The organism is Microvirga lenta, from assembly GCF_020532555.1.
In the GTDB taxonomy this organism is placed as follows: domain Bacteria; phylum Pseudomonadota; class Alphaproteobacteria; order Rhizobiales; family Beijerinckiaceae; genus Microvirga; species Microvirga lenta.
This window is the reverse complement of the sequence record NZ_JAJBBR010000014.1, coordinates 125,699-145,747: the sequence shown is the minus strand read 5'-3', so window position 1 is coordinate 145,747 and position 20,049 is coordinate 125,699. Positions and strand designations below refer to the sequence as shown.

Here is a 20,049-nt window from a genome sequence, read left to right as displayed (position 1 = left end):
GGCCCACAACCGACGCCGCACACAGAAGACGGTCGTGAAAACGCTGGCGCGCATCCCGCAACAGACGCTGCTTGCGCGCCAGAGGCTGAAAACCAACACCCCTGTCAACCACAACCGAACGAGCGGCTCAATCAAGGCTGGACAAACAGACGTGGCTCGTCTCCCTTGTCTCCATCGCAAGCAAAGAGGTGCACGGTGGCGACGAACAATTCCTCCATCGACGACTATATCCGCCTCGCGCCCGTGATCCCCGTGGTGACGATCGAGGACGCCCGGGCCAGCATCGACCTGGCGCAGACACTCCTGCAGGCCGGCCTTCCCGTCATCGAGATCACCCTGAGAACGCCTGCGGCGCTTGACGCAATCAGTGCCATCGCCAAAGCCGTGCCGGAAGCCGTCGTGGCCGCAGGAACCATTCTGCACGCGAGTCAGATCAGTGAGGTCGTCGATGCGGGAGCCAAGTTCATCGTCACCCCAGGAACGCCACTGCTGCTCGCCGAACAGCTGCGGCAGGCTCCTATCCCGGTGATGCCAGGCTGCTCGACAGTTTCGGAGGCGATGACCCTCGCCAGCCTCGGGTTCGACCGGCTGAAGTTCTTTCCCGCTGCTGCATCCGGCGGAGCCGCCTGGCTGACGTCGGTACAGGGACCGCTCCCTGGAATTGCCTTCTGCCCGACCGGCGGCATCGATCAGGCGAATGCCGCATCCTATCTGAAGCTCCCCAACGTGGCCTGTGTCGGCGGCACATGGGTGACCCCTGCCGATGCCCTCAAGGCGTCCGACTTTGCCACGATCCGACGCCTCGCCTCCGAGGCTGCGGCTCTGCGCACGGCAGGCTGAACCATTCCTGGGCGCCTCCGTTGTGTACTTAGCTCAGCTTGAGGACCAACCGAGGAGGGCCCCATGGTCGATTACAGGAAACTTCTGGATGCCGTCGTCGGGGCATTGAGCCGTCCCGGTCAGCACCAGGGAGGGCAGGGTGGCCTCGCCGGGCTCGGAAGACAGGTCGAGACCGTCACCGGACAGTCCCCGGATCAGCTGCTGCAGAAGGCCAAGGACGTTGCGGCTCAGAATCCAGAGCTCACGCAGGCCGCCATCGTGGGCTTGGCGGGCCTCATGTTCACGAGGGGCCGGAAGAGCGGGTTGACCGGCAATCTGGCCAAGCTCGGCGGCTTGGCGCTGATCGGCGGGCTTGCTTATCGGGCCTATCAGAGCCGGCAGGCCGGCCAAGGGGCGCAGACGACGCCCGAGGGGGCGTCGGCCGGATCGACGGCAGCCGAGATATCCGCACCGCAGGACACCCTGGAACTGCCGGAAACCTCGCGCTTCCATCCCGTGTCGCAGACGGAGGACGATGCCCTTCTCTTCCTGCGCACCATGGTTGCGGCCGCTTCGGCGGACGGCCAGATCGACGAAACCGAGCGCGGGCGCATCGTCAAGGGCCTGACGGAAGCGGGAATCGACCCGCAGGCGACCCGCTGGCTCGAGAGCGAAATGACCTCGCCTGCGGATGTGGAAGAGCTTGCCGCCACGGTCGATGACCCGGAGAAGGCCGCGCAGGTCTATGCCGCGGCGCGGATTGCGATCGATCCCGACACGATTCAGGAGCGCGAGTTCCTGCATCAGCTGGCCGAGGCTCTGGATCTCGACCAGGCATTGAGGGCGCAGATCGACGATACCGCCAGCAGCATGCGCTAGAGATACCCGGGTTTTTCCGCACAGGCCCTATGCCCGGGCGTCGCGGGCCTCGATGCGCCGGCCTCCGAATTCCGCCAGCTCGACATTCTGTCCGCGCCGCCTTCTCGCGGACGGTTGATTTCCGTCGCGGCAAGGGGTCAAATCACGGCATGCGCATCAATCGGCAGTGAAAAGGACCGAAGAATGGCTGACAGGCCTCACCGTCGCACGCCCGAACAGCTCCGTTCCCGCCTGTGGTTCGACAATCCCGACAACCCGGGAATGACGGCGCTCTATCTGGAGCGCTACCTGAATTTCGGCCTGACGGGGAAGGAGCTCCAGGGCAAGAAGCCGATCATCGGAATCGCCCAGACCGGCTCCGATCTGTCGCCGTGCAACCGTCATCACCTCGATCTCGCCAAGCGGGTCCGGGACGGCATCACGGCAGCCGGCGGAGTCGCCTTCGAGTTCCCATGCCATCCGATCCAGGAAACGGGCAAGCGTCCGACAGCCTGCCTGGACCGCAACCTCGCCTACCTGTCTCTCGTCGAGGTGCTCTACGGCTATCCGCTCGACGGGGTCGTGCTGCTGACCGGGTGCGACAAGACCATGCCGGCCTGCATCATGGCCGCGGCCACGGTGAACATCCCCGCCATTTCCCTGAATGTCGGGCCCATGCTCAACGGATGGCACCACGGGGAGCGGACAGGATCCGGCACCGTCGTCTGGAAGGCCCGCGAACGCCACGCGGCGGGCGATATCGACTACCAGCAGTTCATGGATATCGTCGGCTCCTCCGCTCCCTCTGTCGGCCATTGCAACACCATGGGCACCGCCTCCACCATGAATGCGCTCGCCGAGGCGCTGGGGATGGCGCTGCCGGGCTCGGCCGCGATTCCCGCTCCCTACCGCGAGCGCGGGCAGGCGGCCTACGAAACGGGAAGGCGCATCGTCGACATGGTGTGGGAGGACCTGAAACCCTCCGACATCCTGACTCGGGAGGCCTTCGAGAACGCCATCGTGGCGAATGCGGCCATCGGCGGCTCCACCAACGCTCCCATCCACATCAATGCCATCGCCAAGCACATCGGCGTGCCGCTCGACTGTGACGATTGGGAGCGCATCGGCTTCGAGATCCCGCTGCTCGTGAACGTGCAGCCGGCCGGAGAATATCTTGGCGAGGAATACTTCCGGGCCGGCGGTCTGCCGGCGGTCCTGGCGGAGCTCATCGGCGCCGGCAAGATCCACGAGGATGCGCTCACCTGCACGGGCCAGACCATCGGCGAGAACTGCAGGGGCAAGCACACCTGGGATCGGGATGTGATCCGTTCCTACGACAATCCGCTGAAGGAAAAGGCAGGCTTCCTGAACCTCAAGGGCAACCTGTTCGATTCGGCGATCATGAAGACGAGCGTGATCAGCGAGGAGTTCCGCGAGAGATACCTTTCCAATCCCGAGGATCCGAATGCCTTCGAGGGGCGTGTCGTGGTGTTCGAGGGGCCCGAGGATTATCACCATCGGATCGACGATCCGTCCCTCGAGATCGACGAGAACACGCTGCTCATCATGCGGGGAGCCGGACCCGTCGGTTATCCGGGAGCGGCCGAGGTGGTCAACATGCAGCCGCCGGCAGCCCTCATCAAGAAAGGTGTGCTGTCCTTGCCCTGCATCGGCGACGGGCGGCAATCGGGCACCTCCGCGACGCCTTCGATCCTCAATGCCTCGCCGGAGGCCGCCGTAGGCGGCGGACTGGCCTTGTTGCAGACCGGAGACCGCGTGCGCATCGACCTGAACAAACGCCGCGCCGATATCATGATCACGGACGAGGAACTGCAGCGGCGGCGGGCCGATCTGAATGCACGCGGCGGCTTTCCCTATCCGGCGAGCCAGACGCCCTGGCAGGAGATCCAGCGGGCCATGGTCGATCAGCTCTCCGAGGGAATGACCTTGCGGCCCGCCGTGAAGTTCCAGAGCATCGCCCAGACCTTCGGCGTGCCGCGGGACAACCACTAAACATCCGGCAGGATTTCAGCGCGAGGAGCATCATGGCTGACCGGCTACAAGGCAAGACGGCCCTTATCACCGCCGCCGGGCAAGGCATCGGCCGGGCCATCGCCGAGGCATTCGTGCGCGAGGGCGCAAGGGTCTGGGCGACCGACCTCAACCCCGAGAAGCTCGAAGGTCTTGCCGGGGCGGAGCATCGCAGGCTCGATGTCCTCTCGGATCAGGACGTGGGAAGGCTCCTGGCCGAGACCGGGCCTCTCGACATCCTCGTCAACGCGGCGGGCTTCGTGCATCACGGCACGGTCCTCGATTGCTCGGACCGGGACTGGGATTTTTCGTTCGACCTTAACGTGAAATCCATGCACCGGACGATCAAGGCGGCGCTGCCGGGGATGCTGGACAGGGGAGGGGGCTCGATCGTCAACATCGCGTCCGGCGCTTCCTCCGTGCGGGGCATTCCGAACCGCTATGTCTATGGCGCCACGAAGGCGGCGGTCATCGGGCTCACCAAGGCGGTCGCGGCGGATTTCATCCGCCGCGGCGTCCGTGCCAATGCCATCTGCCCCGGCACCATCCAGTCGCCCTCCCTCGATGAGCGGATTCAGGCCCAGGCGGAGAGTTCAGGCCAGGGCCTCGATGCCGTGCGACAGGCTTTCATCGATCGCCAACCCATGGGGCGTCTCGGCACGGCGGAGGAGGTGGCCTGGCTCGCCGTCTACCTGGCCTCGGATGAATCCAGCTACACGACCGGGCAGGTTCACCTCGTCGACGGCGGATTTGCCCTTTGAGAAGAGGGCGGAGCCTCCCTCGGAAGGCTCCGCCCAGGAAGTTGAGTGGCCCGCACCGGGACGTTGTTCTTATATCCTCGCGAATGCGAATTGGTGCCGGGTCGGCCTGTCCCAGACCGAGAGTGGGCGGATCATTCCATTCTCCTCACCCTCGGCCTGAGAGGCCTGTCGACGGAGGGTGATCCTATGGGCTCGTTCTGCCCTATCGATCCATATGACCACCCACTCGTTGCGCCAATCGAGGCGCAAAACCTTGCTGAAGTCAGCAACAGCATTCTTATTGGCTCCTAGCAAGTAGAAGATCACTCCACGCAACAAAATGAATTTCGATTTTATTTCCTGCGCTAAAGGCGCGATATGGTGACGTATTATCTTAAAAATTGAATGGTTATAGAAATATCGCTGAAGAAAGTTAGAGAGGCGATTCTTTTCTCTTGATGCGGTCGCTGGTTTCATCTCTGCCTCCGAACAAAATTATTTCTCTTTCTTGTGCCGGTATTTCTCAGCGGTGAGCGTTGGTTGCTTGCTGCTGTGAGAAAAAATTTGACAGGATTGCTTGCTGGAAGAAATCGGAAAGCCGCACGTCTTGTCGGAAAAGCGTAAGAATAGTAGCGTCTCTACGTCGTAACGTAGCTGAGAAGGCGGCCGATATGGCGAGAGGTCAGTATTCGAGTCGCGGTGATAGTAGTTTCACTCCGTTATTACCATCTCAGATTACCGGTTTTTCTAAATGCAACCTAGAGACGTCTCCGCAGACCATTCCTGAAGAAACCCTAAGTTATATGATAACTATCAAGGGGTTCTCTCCGGCATTTCGCGGTGCTCGTTTCGAGGGCAGTCCCGACCCCATCCCGTCGATGCGTCTTCTGCCAGTGCGTGGAACACGTCGGGAAGCGGAGCTCGGTTTGGCGAGGATCGCCGCTCTTCATGGGAGCGCTTTCGGCAGAATACCGAAGCGCACCCTGCACAGGAGCGGCAATCGGGCGGCGGGCCCCGGTCCAAGGGATGTCGGCCATGGCCGGATCTAGACATTCGAATGGCGGCGGAGACGCCTCGTCTCCCGAGAGCAGCTTGATCGCCGAATACAATTTCAGAACGGCTCGGCTCGACGAGTTCGAGCATGTTCTGAAAAACACCGTGACCGAGCACAGGCTCAGCCCCTATTCCCGAGGTGTGACCGTCGACGGCGAGTTCGGGTTCAACGGCTGGAGCGACCTGAGCGTCTTTCATGTTCGCTTCGGCTGCAAACTGGAGGCGGAGCTCGCGCCGGAGGATTCGGATGACCGGATCGGCTTCGCGATGAACACGGAAGGCAGCGGCCAGTTGCTTCTGCGGGGCCGCGAATATCAAAACGTGGGGCAGATGGGCGTCGTCTTCACCTCCGGCCCCCCGCGGATCCTGCGCTTCAGCGAAGACTGCCATGGTTCGGGCGTCATGATGAGCCGGCACCGGATCGCGGAGTACTGCTCGAAGCTCCTGGGCCATGAGATCGACGGGCAAGTGGAGTTCGAGACTCAGTTTCGCCTCGACGACGCGGCTGGGCAGAGCTGGCTGCGGCTCGTGCAGTATACGACCGGCGAGCTCAGGGATCCCATGTCTCTCGCAAGACGCCTGCCGGCCGCGCGTCAGCAGCTGGAGCAGATGGTGGTGACGGGATTTCTGCTCGCGCATTCCCACAATTACTCGAACGAGCTTCTCCGCCCGCAATCTCCTGCTGTCCCGTACTACGTGAGGCGGGCGGAGGCCTATATCGAGGCGCATTTCTCCGAACCTCTGTCGCTTGCCGAGATCGCCGCTCAAGCTGGCGTAAGTGCGCGGAGCCTCCAGAACGGATTTCAGAACTTCCGCCACACGACGCCGATGGCTTTCCTCCGCCAGATGCGTCTCCAGCACGCTCACCGGGCGCTCCTGAAAGCAGCCCCGGCATTCGCTACCGTGACGGACATCGCCGTCAGTTGCGGTTTCGGCCATTTGGGCGAGTTCGCGACCCTCTACAAGCGAACGTTCGGCGAGACGCCGAGGCAGACTCTGCACCGCATCCGCTAAAGCCGAGAGGCAGCATCCATGGCAGCACACCATCGCCTGAATGGATTCAAGCCCGAGAGTGCTCTCGTGGACGACTGCGCCTTCAGGACACCCAGGCTCGACGAGTTCGAGGAGGTCGTCAGCAAAGCCATAATCGGCCACAAGCTGACCCCCTTGCATCGCGGCTCGGATTTCGACTGTGCCTTCGCGTTCAACGGGTGGAAGGAGCTCTGCATCTTCAGCATGAGTTTCGGACGCCCCCTCACGATCGAGCTCGATGCCGAGGAGGCCGATGACCGGATCGGCTTCTCCATGATATCGAAGGGGAGCTGCGACCTGCTGTGGAAGGGCCGACGCTACACGAATGACGGTTCGCGCGGTCTGACCTTTTCGTCAGGCCCGCCCAAGGCCCTGCTCTTCGGCGAGGAATGCGTAGGCCTCGGCATGGTCATGAGCCGTCACAGGATCGCAGAGATCGGCGCGAAGCTGATCGGATGCGACATCGGCGAGCCCATCGAATTCGAGCCCGAGCTTCGTCTCGACGACGGGTTGGGGCGGAGCTGGCTGCGCCTCGTGCAATACGCCGCGGGCGAAATAAGCAATCCGCACTCCTTCGTCCGGCAGATTCCAGCAGCCCGCCTGGAGCTGGAGCAGACGGTGCTGACCGGATTTCTCCTCACCCACACCCACACTTATTCGCGGCTGCTCCATCAGCCTCAGAGGGCCGCAGCACCGCATCACGTGAGGCGGGCGGAGGCCTATATCGAGACGCATTTTTCGGAGCCGCTCTCCCTGGCCGACATCGCGGCCGAGGCGGGCGTGAGCGCCAGGAGCCTGCAGAACGGCTTCCAAGACTTCCGCCAGATGTCGCCCATGGCTTTTCTGCGTGCGGTCCGTCTCCAGCATGCCCATCTGGCCTTGCTGAAGGCGGATCCGGCCCTCGCATCGATGGCTGAAATCGCCGTCGGAAACGGCTTCAACCATATGGGCGAGTTCTCGAGGCTCTATAAGCGCGCCTATGGGGTCGCCCCGCGCGAGACCCTTCTGAAAAAGCTGAGGGCCTGAGCGCTCAGCCGGCCGCTGCCGGGAGTTCCACGGCGGACCAGGGCGTCTCCGGCACAGGCGTGAGCGGTCCCTTGCCTTCGAACCACGAGATCAGATTGTCGACCACGAGCTGCCCCATGGCGCGTCGCGTATGCACGGAGGCGGAGGCGACGTGGGGAAGAAGAACCACGTTCTCCATGTCGATCAGCTCCTGGGGAACGCGCGGCTCGTCCTCGAACACGTCGAGGCCGGCGGCCAGGATCGTCTTGCTGCGCAGCGCCTCGATCAGGGCCCGCTCGTCCACGACGCTGCCGCGGGCCACGTTGATCAGCACGCCGTTGGGGCCCAGCGCCTTCAGGATCTCCGCATTGATGAGGTGCTTCGTCGAGGCGCCGCCAGGGGTGATGGCGATCAGCACGTCGCAGGCCTCGGCCATTCCCTTCAGGGTCGGATGATAGGCATAGGCGACGCCCTCCTGCCGTGTCCGGCCATGATAGGCGATGCTGACGTCGAAGCCTTCGAGCCGCCGGGCGATGGCCTTGCCGATGCGTCCCAAGCCGATGATGCCGACCTTCCGCTCCCGCAGGGTCGGCGACAGAGGGAATGGAGCCTTGAGCCATTGGCCCGCGCGAAGGTAGCGGTCGGCCTGGGGGATCTGCCTCAGCGTCGCGATCAGGAGGCCGATCGTCAGGTCGGCGACCTCCGCATTCAGCACATCGGGCGTGTTGGTCACCACGATGCCCCGCCTGGCCGCTTCCACCACGTCCACGTTGTCGTAGCCGACGCCGAAGCTCGCGATCACCTCGAGATTGGGAAGGTGGCCGAGCAGCGTCCCATCCGTGCGGCCCGCCACCGTGCTGGCCGCGAGCCCGCGGATCCGCGGGCCGACCTCGCGGAGGAAGGCCTCCCGATCGCTCTGCTCCCACAGGCGGTGCAGAACGAAATCCCGGTCGAGCGCCTCGATCACGCTCGGCATCATCGGTCCCGGCATCAAGATATCGGTCTTCGTCATCGTCCTGTCCTGTCTGGGGTCGCGGTCTGGTCTAGAGGCTGCAGCGGGAGGCTGCGCCCTTGAGAAGGGCTTCGTCGATCGTCCTCGCCTCCTGCTGAAGCGCGGACTTCACGGAAGGCGGCAGGTCGAGCCAATGGCAGCCCCGCAGGGCGGCCTCGATCCCGTAGAGGGCGTTGAGGCTGACGCGGCGCGGGAACATGAACTTGAGCCGCCGATAGGCATCGACGGATCCGACCGCCCGGAGCTCCGCAACGGTGCGGATGCCTGCCTCCTCCAGCCAGCCCTGGGTCACTGGCCCCACGCCGGGAAGGGTGCCGATGGGCGCGTCATTCATGCCGAACGCTCCGGTTCCTGATGCCTTACCCGCTCACGATAGAGCAAGTAGAGCCCGGAGGCGATGACGATCCCGGCTCCCGCGAAGGTCCAGGGATCGGGCCAGTCCCCGAACAGGATGTAGCCCAGGGCCAGCATCCAGATGATCTGGGAGTAGATGAAGGGCGACAGGATCGCGGCCGGAGCACGCGCGTGGGCGAGGATCAGGAGCCAGTGCCCCAGGCCGCCGAAGACGCCTGTCAGGGCCAGGAGAAGCCATGTCAGGGGCGAGGGGGGTGTCGTCCAGATCCAGGGCAGCAGCGGCGTCATGAGGACGATGCCGGCCAGGCCCGAATAGAACGTCGTCGTCGCAGTCGAGTCGTGGGAGGCGAGCATGCGGGTGGTGATGCCGTAGAACGCATAGGCGACCGCTCCGGCCACGGAGAGCAGCACGGCCGGGTGCATGGCGCCGAGGCCGGGGCGCGTGATGACCAGAATGCCGACGAAGCCGACCCCGATCGCCGCCATCCGCCGGGCGCCGACATATTCCCCCAGGATCGGACCGGCCAGAAGCGCCACGAGAAGGGGAGTCGAGAAGATGATCGACATGGTCTCGACGAGCTGCAGATACTGCAGGGCGACGAAATTGCACAGGGTCGACAGGAAGAGCAGGGTGGAGCGGACGAGCTGCAGGGGGAGATGGCGCGTCTTGAGGAGACCCGGCTGGGTCCAGGGATTGAGCACAGCCGCCGTCAGGAGGAACGCCGACATGTAGCGGGCCCAGACCGTCACGAGCGGATCGACGGAGCGGTTGACCCATTTGGCCGTCGCATCGAGGCAGGAGAAGCAGATCAGCGCCCCGCACATGAGGGCGATGCCGATCAGCCGCTGCCGGCGCAGGGAGCTCCTGGTCAGAAGCGGGTGTGTCGTCGTGTCTGCCATGCACAGGATGCTAGCGGCACGGCTCCGTTACGGCGAATGTCCATGACGCACGGCCCTCCTGCGCCCTGGACAGGGCTCGGGAGGCCACCACGCCTCAGGCGGTTGCCGCCAGGGGCTCCTCGACAGGGGGAAGCTCTTCCAGTTCGTCGTCGCCGTCGAAGCCGGTCTGATCCGCCCCTGACACCTTGGCGAGGTTCTTGGCGGCTCGGCGCAGGAGCTTCCTGAGGCGCTTGCGATCCTTGTTGTCGAAGCCGTCCAGCAACTCGGCCTCGACCTCGTCCCAAAGGGCATTGATGGACGCCGCCTTGCGCTTGCCGTCCTTCGTTAGCTTCACGCGGACGATGCGGGCATCGCCCGGTTCCGTATGGCGTTCGACGAGCTTCAGGGCCGAGAGCCGCGAGACCGTCTTGGAGGCCGTCGGGGGGCGCACCCGCAGGATGGCGGCCAATTCGCCCATCGTCATGGGGCCTGAATTCGCAAGGGCCTGAAGAACTTGTTCCTGTCCGGCGAAGAGGCCCAGATCGGAGAGTTTGTCGCCCGTGCGGCTCCGGTGAAGCCGCGAGGCCTGGACCAGAGCCCAACCGACGCTCTTCACGCCAGGATGCTTGACCTCGTTGTCCATGCCCATTTCCCCCGATGGTGCCAGCTATGGTTCCGCACTCTGAGCAGGATCTCGTGACAGTTCGATGACAGGCCGACACAATTCGAGGGAGCCGCTGACCAAGGGATATGGGGCACAGGAGGCTTGAATAAGAGTGCCGGAAGAGCGCCGAAGCTCCCGGCGGCCGAAGGGCCGTTCAGGAGGCCTGCCTCCCATGGCCGGGCGCCGGGCGATCTCCGGGCGCCTCCCGGGCAGCGAGCGGCAGGCCCGATACCATCTGCAGGCATGTGGCCTGATGGTGGAGGGAGCATACCAGCTGAACGAGCGGCTCCCGTTCGCGCCTGCGGCGCTTGGAGAGCTGCTCCAGACGCCAGTCCTTCCACGGCTGGGGATGGAGTGTTTCTTCGATGGCCGCCTTCTCCCAGTCGTACCGTCATTCGATCTCCCTGAGGGCCAGGAGCGCCCGGTCGAGCGCCTCCTCATAGGCGTTTGGGTCAAGGTCAGGGGCAGGGGCGCGCACGTTCCAGCGGCCTTCGTCGATCAGGGCAAGGCGCAGGTTCGACATGTCAGCATCCTTGGCTAGAACACCGATGAGGTTGCTTCGTAGGGGGAGCTCCAAGGCAGGTTGCGTTGCGCGTCGTCCCCGGTGCAGACGAGGCGCCTGTATTCGCCGCAGAGGATCCGGTGGCAGCCGCAGGCCTCGGCTTCGAGCTTCGGCCTGTCCAGGATCTCGACCCGCCCACGCCCCCGGCTCACGATGCCGGCCTCCTCCATCTGCCCCATGGCGATGGTCACGCTGGCCCGCCGAACGCCAAGGGCGCGGCTCAAGATCTCGTGCGTCAGCGGGAGCTCGTTCTCCCCCAGACGGGTGCTGGCGACGAGGAGCGACCGCGCAAGCCGCTGCTTCAGGTTGTGGCAGGAATTGCACACGGCGAGCTGCGCCGCTTCGGTCATGGCGGCCTGCGCATAGCCGAGCAGGAGACGGTGCAGGGCCGGGAACTCCGCAAGGGCATTCTCCAGGTCGTCGGCTTCGATCCGCAAGGCCGAGCCGGGTGCCTGGACCATGCACCGGCAGGGTGTGCGGCGGCTGTTCATGACGAGAGGTACGCCGACGAAATCGGAGCGTCCGAGGGTGCTGACCTCCATCACGCCCTCGTCTCCCGCCCGCAGGAGCAGCGACGCCGCACCTTGTTCCAGGAAATAGGCATGGGTCAGGGGGATGTGCCGTTCGTGGAGGATCTGGCGCCGCTTGAGCTCCACGCGCTCCAGGCGGGGGCGCAGGCCGTCGGCCACATCCTGCGGCAGCGCCTGAAGGAGCCTGTTCCGGAACGGAGCGTCGGATTTGTGCTGATCCCGCAGGAGGACCGGCGAGGGGCTGGAATGCGACGAGAGAATGAAACCTGGGCCGAGATTGGGCCTGGTTGGCATTGGCAACCTCCAACTTCGTGCGCGACCCGTGTTCGACACGAATCGCATTGCCCCGGATTCCCCTTCTGCTTGAGGTCTATGATGGAGGTTCGATGGCATCGTGCGTAGTCGGGCAAGACCGCATCCATGTCAGGAAATGCCTGACAGGTATGCGAACCGTCCGAGCGGAGCTGTACAGGATGATGACGTATCGTCAGGGTTGGTCGATATCCTCGAGCCAGCCCTGAGCCACGCCGTACCTGACGATCTCCGCACGGGTGCGCAGGCCAAGCTTCGCAGCCGCGCGCGCCTTGTAGGTTTCGACGGTCTTGATGCTGATCTCCAGGCGCAGCGCGATTTCCTTGTTGGTGAAGCCCTGCGCCGTCAGCTTGAGAACGTCTCCCTCACGGGCGCTCAGCTCCTCGGTGGAGGTTGCATTGGCCTCCTGGCCGTTCGGTTTCGTCGGATCCGCGAGCGCCCGCTCGGCGACGGAAGGGTCCAGGTAAATTCCGCCCGATGCGATGGCGCGGATGGCGCGAGCGAGATCGTCGGCGGCAGAACGCTTGAGCAGATAGCCGCGGGCGCCGGCCTGGAGCAGACGCTGCACGTAGGCCCGATCCTCGTGGACGGTGAGGGCGAGGAGCTTTACCTGCGGGCAGGCCTGCGCGAGCGTCTCGGCCAGGTCGAGGCCGTTGATGTCGGGCATGGAGATGTCGATCACCGCCACGTCCGGCTTGGTCGCAACGAAAAGGTCCAGCGCAGCCCGGCCCGAGACCGCTTCTCCGACCACTTCGAAATCGGGAGCCGCCTGCAGGAGGGCCTTCACGCCGGCCAGGACTACGGGATGGTCGTCTGCGAGGGCGATGCGAATGGGGCTCATATCGAGGGTCCGGGAGGTGGGGCAGGCACTTGGATGAAGACGGTGGTTCCGGAGCCTGGCGAGGATTCCAGGGTCAGGGTTCCGCCGAGGAGGGCCAGCCGCTCCCGCATGCCCGTGATGCCGAGGTGCATCCTCTTCTCGTCGGTTTCGGTCAGGGTTCCAGCTCCGTCGTTCGCCAGCATGTCCGGATCGAAGCCCCGGCCGTCATCCTCGACGAGCACCCGCAATTGCCTTGCCCGGTACTCCAGAACGATGCTGACGCTTCGTGCCTCGGCATGCTTGAGCACGTTCGTCAGGGCCTCCTGAACCACCCTGTAGGTTGCCGTTTCGATGGGAGCCGGCAAGCGGCGAACGTGGCCGATGGTCTGCAGGTCGACGTCGATCTGGGAAACCTTGCCCCATTCGGCCACATAGGCGGCCAGGGCCTTGTGGAGCCCCAGATCGTCGATGGCGCTCGGCCTCAGATCGGAGGCGGCGCGATGGATGTCGCGTCCGATTTCGTTCGCAAGGCCCTGCAGCCAGCGCAACTGCTCCCGTGTGGGGCTCGTGACCGTGCCGCTCTCCAGCGCGCGCTCAAGACTCTTCAGGCCGAGGGAAAGCCCCGTTACCGTCTGGCCCACCTGATCGTGCAGTTCGCGCGCGATGCGGCGCTGCTCGTTTTCCTGCGCTTCGGCCAAGCTTCTCAGGAGGCGCAGGCGCTCGGCCTCGGCGCGCTTCTGAGGCTCGATGTCCGAGACGACGCCATGAACGACCCGAGGGGCGCCTGAGGAGTCCATCGGACGGCGGCCGTTGAAGCGAACCCAGTGGGAGCGCCCATCCGATCGAATGGCGCGAACCTCGATATCGATGGGACTGTTCGCCTCGAGGCAGCGCGTGACTGCGTCCTGCATGCGGACTCGATCCTCCGGATGCAGGGCAGCGAGGACGCGTCCGACGGACCAAACCGCCTCCGGACCTTCGACCACGGAGGGGGGCAGGTCGAGAAGCATGCGCAGCCGCTCGGAGCCCATCACTTCCTGGCGCTCGGGATCCCAGCGCAGGGTCCCCAGGTCCGCGGCCTCCACCGCCACCGCGCCGCGCTCCTCGGAGACGCTCAGGGCCAGCATGCTCCGGGCCTCCTCCTCCCGGCGGCGCTGGGCGACGTCACGGGCGATGAGGAGAGCCAGCCCGCCACCGAGAGCCAGACTGGTGACGCCTCCGGCGACGAGGGCCGCAAGAGACCGCAGAACCGGCGTGTTGAGAGCCTCCGTGGGAATGCCGAAATGGACCGACCACCCGCCTATGCCGGGCATCTTGCGATAGACGGTTTCGACTTCCGTACCCTCCAGCGTCCGGCCGCCATAGAATCCTTCGGACCCGCGCCGGATCGCATCGCGTACCGAGATGCTCGCGGGCTGGCCGATCTCCGTGTTCTCCGCGAGCGTGCGGGCAATGACGTTGCCCCGCGCATCGACGATGACGCCGACCCACGATGCCGGAGCGCCCGCATCCCGGAGGATGGCGCTGATCTGGCTCGGAACGAGGCCGATGGTCAGGACGTAACGCAACTCGCCGTTCCTGTTGACCGGGACGCGCAGGGAGACCAGCCGTTTACCGGACAAGGGCCCGACGGGTCCGATGCCGCCGATGGCCGACTGGGCCCCTTGGACGATCTCGTCGAAGCTCTCCTGGTCCGGCGTCGGGCCGAGCGGCTCGCCCAACGGTCGCAGGATGTTGAGAACCTGGGTGCCGTCGGGCCTGATCAGGGAAACGGTCTCCCATAACGGTCGCGCAGCCGTGAGGCGCTGCGCCTCTTCGTAGAATGTCTCCAGATCGGTCCCGTCCAGGGCCGTCGTGCCGGCGAGCGCCTCGGCGACTTCGAGCTCTTTCGAGAGACTCTCGCTTACCCGTTCTGCAACGCGCGCCACCGTAGCCTGCGCCGCGCGGCGGGCTTCCGTTCTTTCCTGGTCGGCCGTCAGGTAAGCCATCCAGCCCCCGAACAGGAGTACGGGGATCGCAGCCGCGAGGATGTGCGAAACGATCAGGCGCTGCGAGCGGACGAGCGAACGGGCACCCGCCGGCATGCCGGCGATGCCCGATCTGCCGGGTTGAGGCAGTCCATCCTGTCGGTCCAAGGCGCTAGCCACCGGGCGGCATCCTCTCGCATAGGCTCAGGCCACGCTGAACGGAACATTCCGACTTTGCCGCTGCCGGTGCAAGTCTTCTGCCCTCTCGCGGCGGCTCCGCCCGCGCCTGGAAAACCCTGGGAGGCGCCGGAGCTTCCGAACAGCCGCCGATCTCGGCAAAGACAGTACGCTAATGAACCCTGTCACGAACAATTCACCTGTTCACGGGTTGGGCCCTTGTCGTATGGCAGAGGCTTCGCCATGGAATGAACAGGGGCTCTTCTGCGGCCTCTCCGGCCGGAACGAGGCGGAGGAGGAAATGGATCTGCATCAAAGGGTCGTTCGCACGACCGCTTTCCTCGGAGGCTGTCTGATTGGGGTGGCTGTGCTGGCCCATGAGGGCTTTGCATCCATGTCCCCGCCCGAAACCGCGCTGCTGCGGGAGGCCCGGCCTGCGAGCCCGCGCCCGGAAATCGGCCATTCGGGCCGCTCCATAGTCAGGGCGGCAACCGCCGTTTCCGCCAAGGACAGCGACTCCGAGCTCGAAGCCCAGATCCGCCAGACGACCTACAGGTCCCTGTTGAGGGAGAAGGGAATAAGGGCGATCAGGAACTGGCGGCGCGAGGGCGACGTCTACCGCGCCACGGCGGAATGGCACGGAGAGCCTGTCGAGCTGTACGTCGACGTTCACACGGGCGATCTCAAGCAGCCGCAGCGTCTCAAGAGTTCCCAGGTGGAAACGATGCTCAGGCGACAGGGCTGGGCGCGCGTCCAGGAGATCAAGCGCAGCGGCGATACCTTCAGCGTCCGCGCCCAGCGCGAAGACAAGCTGTACGAGCTGAAGATCGATGCCCGGTCCGGTCATATCCAGGACCAGGAAATCGTCCTGAGTCAGCCTTTTCGAGCGTAGATGGACGCGCTCCGGGAGCGCCTCTCGTCGGCAGGTGCGCCCCCTCAGACATGCACGTCGCCATAGATCATCTCACCCTTGCGGACCCGCTTGCGGAATGCCGCAAAGAGGATCCAGGCATAGAAGATCACGACCGCGATCACCACGATCCAGCCGGGGATCGGGCCGACCGCTGCGTTGCGCCACCATTCGTCGAGGGAATCGACGAGCTCGGCCTGAACCGCGCTCTCCGTCATGCTGATGAAGGTCGTCTTGACCAGCCATGCCATCAGCAGGATCAGAAACATCCAGCAATAGTTGCGGCGCAGGCGCCGGGAGATCGCCTGGTTCGTGCTGATGAGGAACAGGGGCTTTCGAAGGTCCGCCCCCAGGGCGTGGATCCACTCGTCGGTCGTGCCGGATTCCGGTGAGAAGATCTGCGCGAAGTAATTGCGCTCCATCCGTCGCACGCGACTGCGATAGACGTCGAAGAACCGGTAGCGCCTTGCCTCGATCACGAGGAGCAGGAGGACGAGAACCATCGCGAAGAGCAGCACGCCATGGTGGGCTGTCGGGGTGGACAACGACAGGGACAGCATGGCGGCCACCACCGTGATCGCCCAGTTCGTGGTGCGGTCGATGCGATCGCGCCAGCCGGCCATTCGGGCGATCTCGGCGCGATGGTAATGCGCCATGACATTGATGAATTCGGTGGATGTCGTCGGAAAGACCGGAGCCTGGATCAGCGGTTTGAGATGCAGGTCGGTGTTCTGCTGATTCTGCGAAAGCATCGGGTCCCCTCCATGGACGCCGGCACACGGAAACGAGGTGCCGGCGCAGAAAGTTCAATACACCATCATCCCGCGGGTCAGCCAGGAAGGGGGGACTCTCAAAGAAAGCCCCACCTGGCTGCCGGGAGCCAGATGGGGCTGCAGTAGAAGCATGGATCGCGCATTCAACGAACCGGAGCAGGAGCGGTGGCCAAGGAGCAGTCTGGGAGCAACGGCCCCGCGCCAGTTCACAGGGAGAATTCGGTCGAGGCCGCCGAGGTCCCGTCCCTGAAGGCCTTCCGTGCGCTATCGTACAGAGTTTGTCAGCCCAGGAACCGTGTCACCGCGTGGCCGACCATCTCGTCGGGGACGACGTGTCCGCCGCCGAACTCGCGGTAATCCACGTCGTAGCCGGCACGCTGCAGCAGCGGCGCGATGCGGCGGCTGCAGGCGCCGATGGGAAGGACCTCGTCCTGCTCTCCGTGGGAGATGAAGATCCGGGGGGCGTCGTCCTGCTGCGTGGGTGCCATGAAGCCGGGCGAGAAGGCGAGAATGTCGCTGAACAGGGTGCCGTTGGTCAGTCCCAGGGAGAGCGCATAGGATGCTCCGTCCGAGAAGCCTGCAACCGCAAGCCGCTCCGGATCGACCGCATGCTGCTGAAACACCATCTGCAGGGCCCTGTCGATGAACTCCACGTCAGGTCCGTATCCTCCTCGGATGACATCCCAGCTCGACGTACGCGATTCCGGCGCCAGGACGATGATGCCATGGGCCTCGGCATGTTTCGCGAAGAGATCGATCACCTGAGCGGCAACGCCGCCGGCCCCATGAAGCGCAAGGATCAGCGGCGCCGGTCGAGTCCTGTCGGCCGCGGAAGGCACGAGAACCTTTCCGTCCCGCCCTCTCCCGAGGCCCAGGTCCTGCAGGCCGGATGGGCCGCCTTTCGGCGGCTCGATGGACTGGGGCCTTGAGTGCAGAATTCCTGACTCGGCCCCGGGAGTCTGTTCTCCGGGTGCTTGCGGCATGTGATGAGGTTCCCGTTGGCTCGGAGCCAACATTGCGCATGCCTTGTTGTTCCCGAATCCGCTCGCGAGTCCGAGCCCGACGGAACGGTCGGCTCCGCGGTCAATCGTCGATGTGGATCAGGGGCAGGCCCGTTTCGGAATCCTCCTTCCGCCGCAGGTGCGCGGGAGCCTCCGTGACGATGACCTCCAGCGTCGGCCGGACACGCGCGTTCATCAGATGCCCGCCGATTGTCGAGCCGTCGCGGCGCCCGAGCACCGCGTGCAGATGAAGCTTCGGCCTACCGTGCTCGTCCAGCGCAATGTCGCCGTTGAGCGAAAGCACCTCGACCTGCTCGCGAACCGGAATCTCCTCGTATTTCCTGGTTTCCCAGACCCAGAATGCGAGGGTTGCCTCCTCGAAGGCGCCGATGGCGGTCACCTGGGCTGCGGAAAGCCGTTCCTTCTCGGCGAAGGTCTGCAACGCATGGCTGATTTCATCGCCGATCGCCAGCACGACGGCGTAGGTGCGCAGTCCCTGAGCGTCATGAATGAGTTTGGACTTCATGGAGGCGCCTCGTCCGTACGATGGGCTTGTTCCTCCCCGACAACGGACTTCTCTCCCGGCGCGTTCGGATATCCGGCGCAAATTGTACGATGGTGTACTGGGAATACGGACTTCCCGAAGCTCGGGCGGGAACGGGCCAGGGGGGTGATCGTTGGCCTTTTGATGACGGCGCTCTGCGGAACTGCCGCGGTTCGGCGTGCGGCCTCGCCGGCTTCGCCCCAAAGCAGATCCAGGAGACAATATCGGGAGAGGGATCATGGCTACCACTGCTGCCGACGTGCTCGTTGACACGCTGATCGACTGGGGAGTCGACACCATCTTCGGCATTCCGGGCGACGGCATCAACGGGATCATGGAGTCGTTGCGGCAGAGGAAGGATGCGATCCGCTTCGTCCAGGTTCGCCACGAGGAGGCGGCCGCCTTCATGGCCTGTGCCTACGCCAAGTACACGGGGCGCCTCGGGGTATGCCTCGCGACCTCCGGTCCGGGCGGCATTCATCTCCTCAACGGCCTCTACGACGCGAAGCTCGACGGGCAGCCGGTGCTCGCGATCACCGGGCTCCAGTTCCACGATCTCCTGCACACCTACACGCAGCAGGATGTGGAGCTCGACAAGCTGTTCATGGACGTGTCCGTCTACAACACCCGCATCATGGGGCCGACCCATGTGGAGAACGTGGTGGAGCTGGCCTGCCGGACGGCCCTTGCCTATCGCGGCGTCGCCCACATCACCATGTCGGTGGACCTGCAGTCCCAGCCGGTCTCGTCCGGAAAACGGTCCAAGCGCAACCTGCCCGACCACGTCTCCGACCTGATGGCGGAAAGCGCCCACATGCCGGACGAGGATCAGCTCGCGCGGGCGGCGGCAATTCTGAACGAGGGCCAGAAGATCGCGATCCTGGCGGGGCGCGGGGCGCTGCACGCCCGCGACCTGCTGATCGCCGTGGCCGAGCGGCTCGGGGCGCCGATCCTGAAGCCGCTTCTCGGCAAGGGTGCCGTGCCTGACGATCACCCTCTGACCACGGGAGGAACCGGTCTCCTCGGAACCCGTCCCTCGCAGGAGGCGCTCGAAGAGTGCGACACGCTTCTCATCGTCGGATCGAGCTTCCCCTATATCGAGTACTACCCTGAGCCCGGACAGGCGAAATGCGTCCAGATCGAGCTCGATCCGAAGCGCGTCTCCCTGCGCTATCCGGTCGATGCGGCGCTGGTCGGCGATTCCGCCCGGGTCCTGCAGATGCTCCTCCCGCGCCTCGACCACCATCAGGACCGGTCATTTCTCGAAAAGGCGCAAAAGGGCATGGAGGAGTGGCGGGAGCTCATGCATGAGCGCGGCACCCGCATGGACACGCCCATGAAGCCGCAGGTGGTGGCACACGAGCTCAACAAGCTCCTGTCCGACGATGCCATCCTGGCGACCGACTCCGGCACCATCACCACCTGGATCGCGCGGCACGTGGATATTCGCGGCAACATGATGTTCTCGTGCTCGGGCAATCTGGCCACCATGGCGTGCGGGTTGCCCTATGCGAATGCCGCGGCCGTCGCCTATCCGGGGCGCCAGGTCGTCGCCTTCGTGGGCGATGGCGGGCTCACCATGCTCTGCTGCGAGCTTGCCACAGCCGTGAAGTACAACCTCGACGTCAAGATCGTCGTCATCAAGAACAACACGCTGGGGCAGATCAAATGGGAGCAGATGGTCTTCCTCGGCAATCCGGAATACGGCTGCGAGCTTCAGCCGATCGACTTCGCGACGGTCGCGAGGGGGTTCGGCGTGCAGGGCTTCACCATCGACGATCCCGAGCGGTGCGGAGACATCCTCCGGCAGGCTCTCGCGACGCCGGGACCGGTCCTGATCGAGGCCGTGGTCGATCCGCACGAGCCGCCGATGCCGCCGAAGGTCGATGCGAAGCAGGCGGCGAAGCTGGCGCAGTCCCTCGCGAGCGGAACGCCGAACGCCTCGAAGATCGCGCTGACCGTGGCCTCCAATACGGTCCGCGAGATCATCTGAGGCGGGAGGCGCG

At 64.7% G+C, this 20,049-nt stretch carries 19 protein-coding genes; 8 read left to right on the top strand and 11 right to left on the bottom strand.

Features of this window, described 5'->3' with window-relative positions; all coding sequences use genetic code 11:
* Positions 1-195 precede the first annotated feature (195 nt).
* The 6 genes from eda to LGR44_RS19385 all read left to right on the top strand — a co-directional run bounded on the left by eda (position 196) and on the right by LGR44_RS19385 (position 7,559).
* Positions 196-840 carry a bifunctional 4-hydroxy-2-oxoglutarate aldolase/2-dehydro-3-deoxy-phosphogluconate aldolase gene (gene eda / locus LGR44_RS19410; RefSeq protein ID WP_226742362.1) on the top strand — a complete coding sequence of 215 codons (645 nt, stop codon included), beginning with the start codon at positions 196-198 and terminating at the stop codon, positions 838-840.
* 63 nt (positions 841-903) lie between these two features.
* Positions 904-1,698, top strand: coding sequence for a tellurite resistance TerB family protein (locus LGR44_RS19405; protein ID WP_226742361.1), 795 nt, complete (start codon positions 904-906; stop codon positions 1,696-1,698).
* Positions 1,699-1,881: 183 nt separating this feature from the next.
* Positions 1,882-3,690 carry an IlvD/Edd family dehydratase gene (locus LGR44_RS19400; RefSeq protein WP_226742360.1) on the top strand — a complete coding sequence of 603 codons (1,809 nt, stop codon included), beginning with the start codon at positions 1,882-1,884 and terminating at the stop codon, positions 3,688-3,690.
* A gap of 32 nt (positions 3,691-3,722) precedes the next feature.
* Entirely contained in the window at positions 3,723-4,469 is a 747-nt protein-coding gene (locus LGR44_RS19395; protein WP_226742359.1) for an SDR family oxidoreductase, read from the top strand.
* Between the two features lie 1,014 nt (positions 4,470-5,483).
* Positions 5,484-6,515 (top strand): helix-turn-helix transcriptional regulator, encoded by a 1,032-nt coding sequence (locus LGR44_RS19390; RefSeq protein ID WP_226742358.1) that lies wholly within the window; start codon positions 5,484-5,486, stop codon positions 6,513-6,515.
* Positions 6,516-6,533: 18 nt separating this feature from the next.
* Positions 6,534-7,559: a helix-turn-helix transcriptional regulator gene (locus LGR44_RS19385; RefSeq protein WP_226742357.1), complete on the top strand. Its 1,026-nt coding sequence runs from the start codon at positions 6,534-6,536 to the stop codon at positions 7,557-7,559.
* A gap of 4 nt (positions 7,560-7,563) precedes the next feature.
* On the opposite strand, the gene LGR44_RS19380 is transcribed toward LGR44_RS19385, so the two are convergent.
* The 8 genes from LGR44_RS19380 to LGR44_RS19350 form a co-directional block, all read right to left on the bottom strand.
* Positions 7,564-8,550: a 2-hydroxyacid dehydrogenase gene (locus tag LGR44_RS19380; protein WP_226742356.1), complete on the bottom strand. Its 987-nt coding sequence runs from the start codon at positions 8,548-8,550 to the stop codon at positions 7,564-7,566.
* A 31-nt stretch (positions 8,551-8,581) separates the two neighbouring features.
* A complete protein-coding gene (locus LGR44_RS19375) occupies positions 8,582-8,884 on the bottom strand; it encodes a TfoX/Sxy family protein (protein WP_226742355.1) in 303 nt (100 codons plus the stop codon).
* On the bottom strand, positions 8,881-9,804 hold the full coding sequence (locus LGR44_RS19370; protein WP_226742354.1) for a DMT family transporter: 924 nt from the start codon (positions 9,802-9,804) through the stop codon (positions 8,881-8,883). Before LGR44_RS19370 ends, LGR44_RS19375 begins: the two co-directional genes overlap by 4 nt.
* A gap of 94 nt (positions 9,805-9,898) precedes the next feature.
* Entirely contained in the window at positions 9,899-10,426 is a 528-nt protein-coding gene (locus LGR44_RS19365) for a MarR family winged helix-turn-helix transcriptional regulator (RefSeq protein WP_226742353.1), read from the bottom strand.
* A 412-nt stretch (positions 10,427-10,838) separates the two neighbouring features.
* Entirely contained in the window at positions 10,839-10,970 is a 132-nt protein-coding gene (locus LGR44_RS21865) for a hypothetical protein (protein ID WP_264196644.1), read from the bottom strand.
* 14 nt (positions 10,971-10,984) lie between these two features.
* Complete coding sequence (locus LGR44_RS19360) at positions 10,985-11,833, bottom strand: Crp/Fnr family transcriptional regulator (RefSeq protein WP_226742352.1); 849 nt, start codon at positions 11,831-11,833, stop codon at positions 10,985-10,987.
* A 193-nt stretch (positions 11,834-12,026) separates the two neighbouring features.
* Entirely contained in the window at positions 12,027-12,692 is a 666-nt protein-coding gene (locus LGR44_RS19355; protein WP_226742351.1) for a response regulator transcription factor, read from the bottom strand.
* On the bottom strand, positions 12,689-14,818 hold the full coding sequence (locus LGR44_RS19350) for a sensor histidine kinase (RefSeq protein ID WP_226742350.1): 2,130 nt from the start codon (positions 14,816-14,818) through the stop codon (positions 12,689-12,691). The genes LGR44_RS19355 and LGR44_RS19350 overlap by 4 nt, the downstream gene beginning before the upstream one ends.
* 391 nt (positions 14,819-15,209) lie before the next feature.
* On the opposite strand from LGR44_RS19350, the gene LGR44_RS19345 reads away from it, so the two are divergent.
* The gene (locus LGR44_RS19345; protein ID WP_226742349.1) at positions 15,210-15,707 is read left to right on the top strand and encodes a hypothetical protein; all 498 of its coding nucleotides are present in this window, start codon (positions 15,210-15,212) and stop codon (positions 15,705-15,707) included.
* 44 nt (positions 15,708-15,751) lie between these two features.
* Here the strand turns inward: LGR44_RS19345 and LGR44_RS19340 are convergent, their stop codons facing one another.
* The 3 genes from LGR44_RS19340 to LGR44_RS19330 all read right to left on the bottom strand — a co-directional run bounded on the left by LGR44_RS19340 (position 15,752) and on the right by LGR44_RS19330 (position 18,025).
* Positions 15,752-16,477 carry a DUF2270 domain-containing protein gene (locus LGR44_RS19340; RefSeq protein WP_226742348.1) on the bottom strand — a complete coding sequence of 242 codons (726 nt, stop codon included), beginning with the start codon at positions 16,475-16,477 and terminating at the stop codon, positions 15,752-15,754.
* 302 nt (positions 16,478-16,779) lie between these two features.
* Positions 16,780-17,481, bottom strand: coding sequence for an alpha/beta hydrolase (locus tag LGR44_RS19335; protein ID WP_226742347.1), 702 nt, complete (start codon positions 17,479-17,481; stop codon positions 16,780-16,782).
* Positions 17,482-17,581: 100 nt separating this feature from the next.
* Positions 17,582-18,025, bottom strand: coding sequence for a PPC domain-containing DNA-binding protein (locus tag LGR44_RS19330; RefSeq protein ID WP_226742346.1), 444 nt, complete (start codon positions 18,023-18,025; stop codon positions 17,582-17,584).
* 256 nt (positions 18,026-18,281) lie between these two features.
* Here LGR44_RS19330 and LGR44_RS19325 point away from each other — a divergent pair, with 256 nt between their 5' ends.
* Complete coding sequence (locus LGR44_RS19325; protein ID WP_226742345.1) at positions 18,282-20,036, top strand: thiamine pyrophosphate-dependent enzyme; 1,755 nt, start codon at positions 18,282-18,284, stop codon at positions 20,034-20,036.
* The last annotated feature ends 13 nt before the right edge of the window (positions 20,037-20,049 follow it).

Bases quoted from the DNA above. Each gene is read 5' to 3' on its own strand.
- LGR44_RS19405 (WP_226742361.1), top strand. From the start codon at position 904: ATGGTCGATTACAGGAAACTTCTGGATGCCGTCGTCGGGGCATTGAGC.
- LGR44_RS19400 (WP_226742360.1), top strand. From the start codon at position 1,882: ATGGCTGACAGGCCTCACCGTCGCACGCCCGAACAGCTCCGTTCCCGC.
- LGR44_RS19395 (WP_226742359.1), top strand. From the start codon at position 3,723: ATGGCTGACCGGCTACAAGGCAAGACGGCCCTTATCACCGCCGCCGGG.
- LGR44_RS19390 (WP_226742358.1), top strand. From the start codon at position 5,484: ATGGCCGGATCTAGACATTCGAATGGCGGCGGAGACGCCTCGTCTCCC.
- LGR44_RS19385 (WP_226742357.1), top strand. From the start codon at position 6,534: ATGGCAGCACACCATCGCCTGAATGGATTCAAGCCCGAGAGTGCTCTC.
- LGR44_RS19380 (WP_226742356.1), bottom strand. From the start codon at position 8,550: ATGACGAAGACCGATATCTTGATGCCGGGACCGATGATGCCGAGCGTG.
- LGR44_RS19375 (WP_226742355.1), bottom strand. From the start codon at position 8,884: ATGAATGACGCGCCCATCGGCACCCTTCCCGGCGTGGGGCCAGTGACC.
- LGR44_RS19370 (WP_226742354.1), bottom strand. From the start codon at position 9,804: ATGGCAGACACGACGACACACCCGCTTCTGACCAGGAGCTCCCTGCGC.
- LGR44_RS19365 (WP_226742353.1), bottom strand. From the start codon at position 10,426: ATGGACAACGAGGTCAAGCATCCTGGCGTGAAGAGCGTCGGTTGGGCT.
- LGR44_RS21865 (WP_264196644.1), bottom strand. From the start codon at position 10,970: ATGTCGAACCTGCGCCTTGCCCTGATCGACGAAGGCCGCTGGAACGTG.
- LGR44_RS19360 (WP_226742352.1), bottom strand. From the start codon at position 11,833: ATGCCAACCAGGCCCAATCTCGGCCCAGGTTTCATTCTCTCGTCGCAT.
- LGR44_RS19355 (WP_226742351.1), bottom strand. From the start codon at position 12,692: ATGAGCCCCATTCGCATCGCCCTCGCAGACGACCATCCCGTAGTCCTG.
- LGR44_RS19345 (WP_226742349.1), top strand. From the start codon at position 15,210: ATGTCCCCGCCCGAAACCGCGCTGCTGCGGGAGGCCCGGCCTGCGAGC.
- LGR44_RS19340 (WP_226742348.1), bottom strand. From the start codon at position 16,477: ATGCTTTCGCAGAATCAGCAGAACACCGACCTGCATCTCAAACCGCTG.
- LGR44_RS19335 (WP_226742347.1), bottom strand. From the start codon at position 17,481: ATGCCGCAAGCACCCGGAGAACAGACTCCCGGGGCCGAGTCAGGAATT.
- LGR44_RS19330 (WP_226742346.1), bottom strand. From the start codon at position 18,025: ATGAAGTCCAAACTCATTCATGACGCTCAGGGACTGCGCACCTACGCC.
- LGR44_RS19325 (WP_226742345.1), top strand. From the start codon at position 18,282: ATGGCTACCACTGCTGCCGACGTGCTCGTTGACACGCTGATCGACTGG.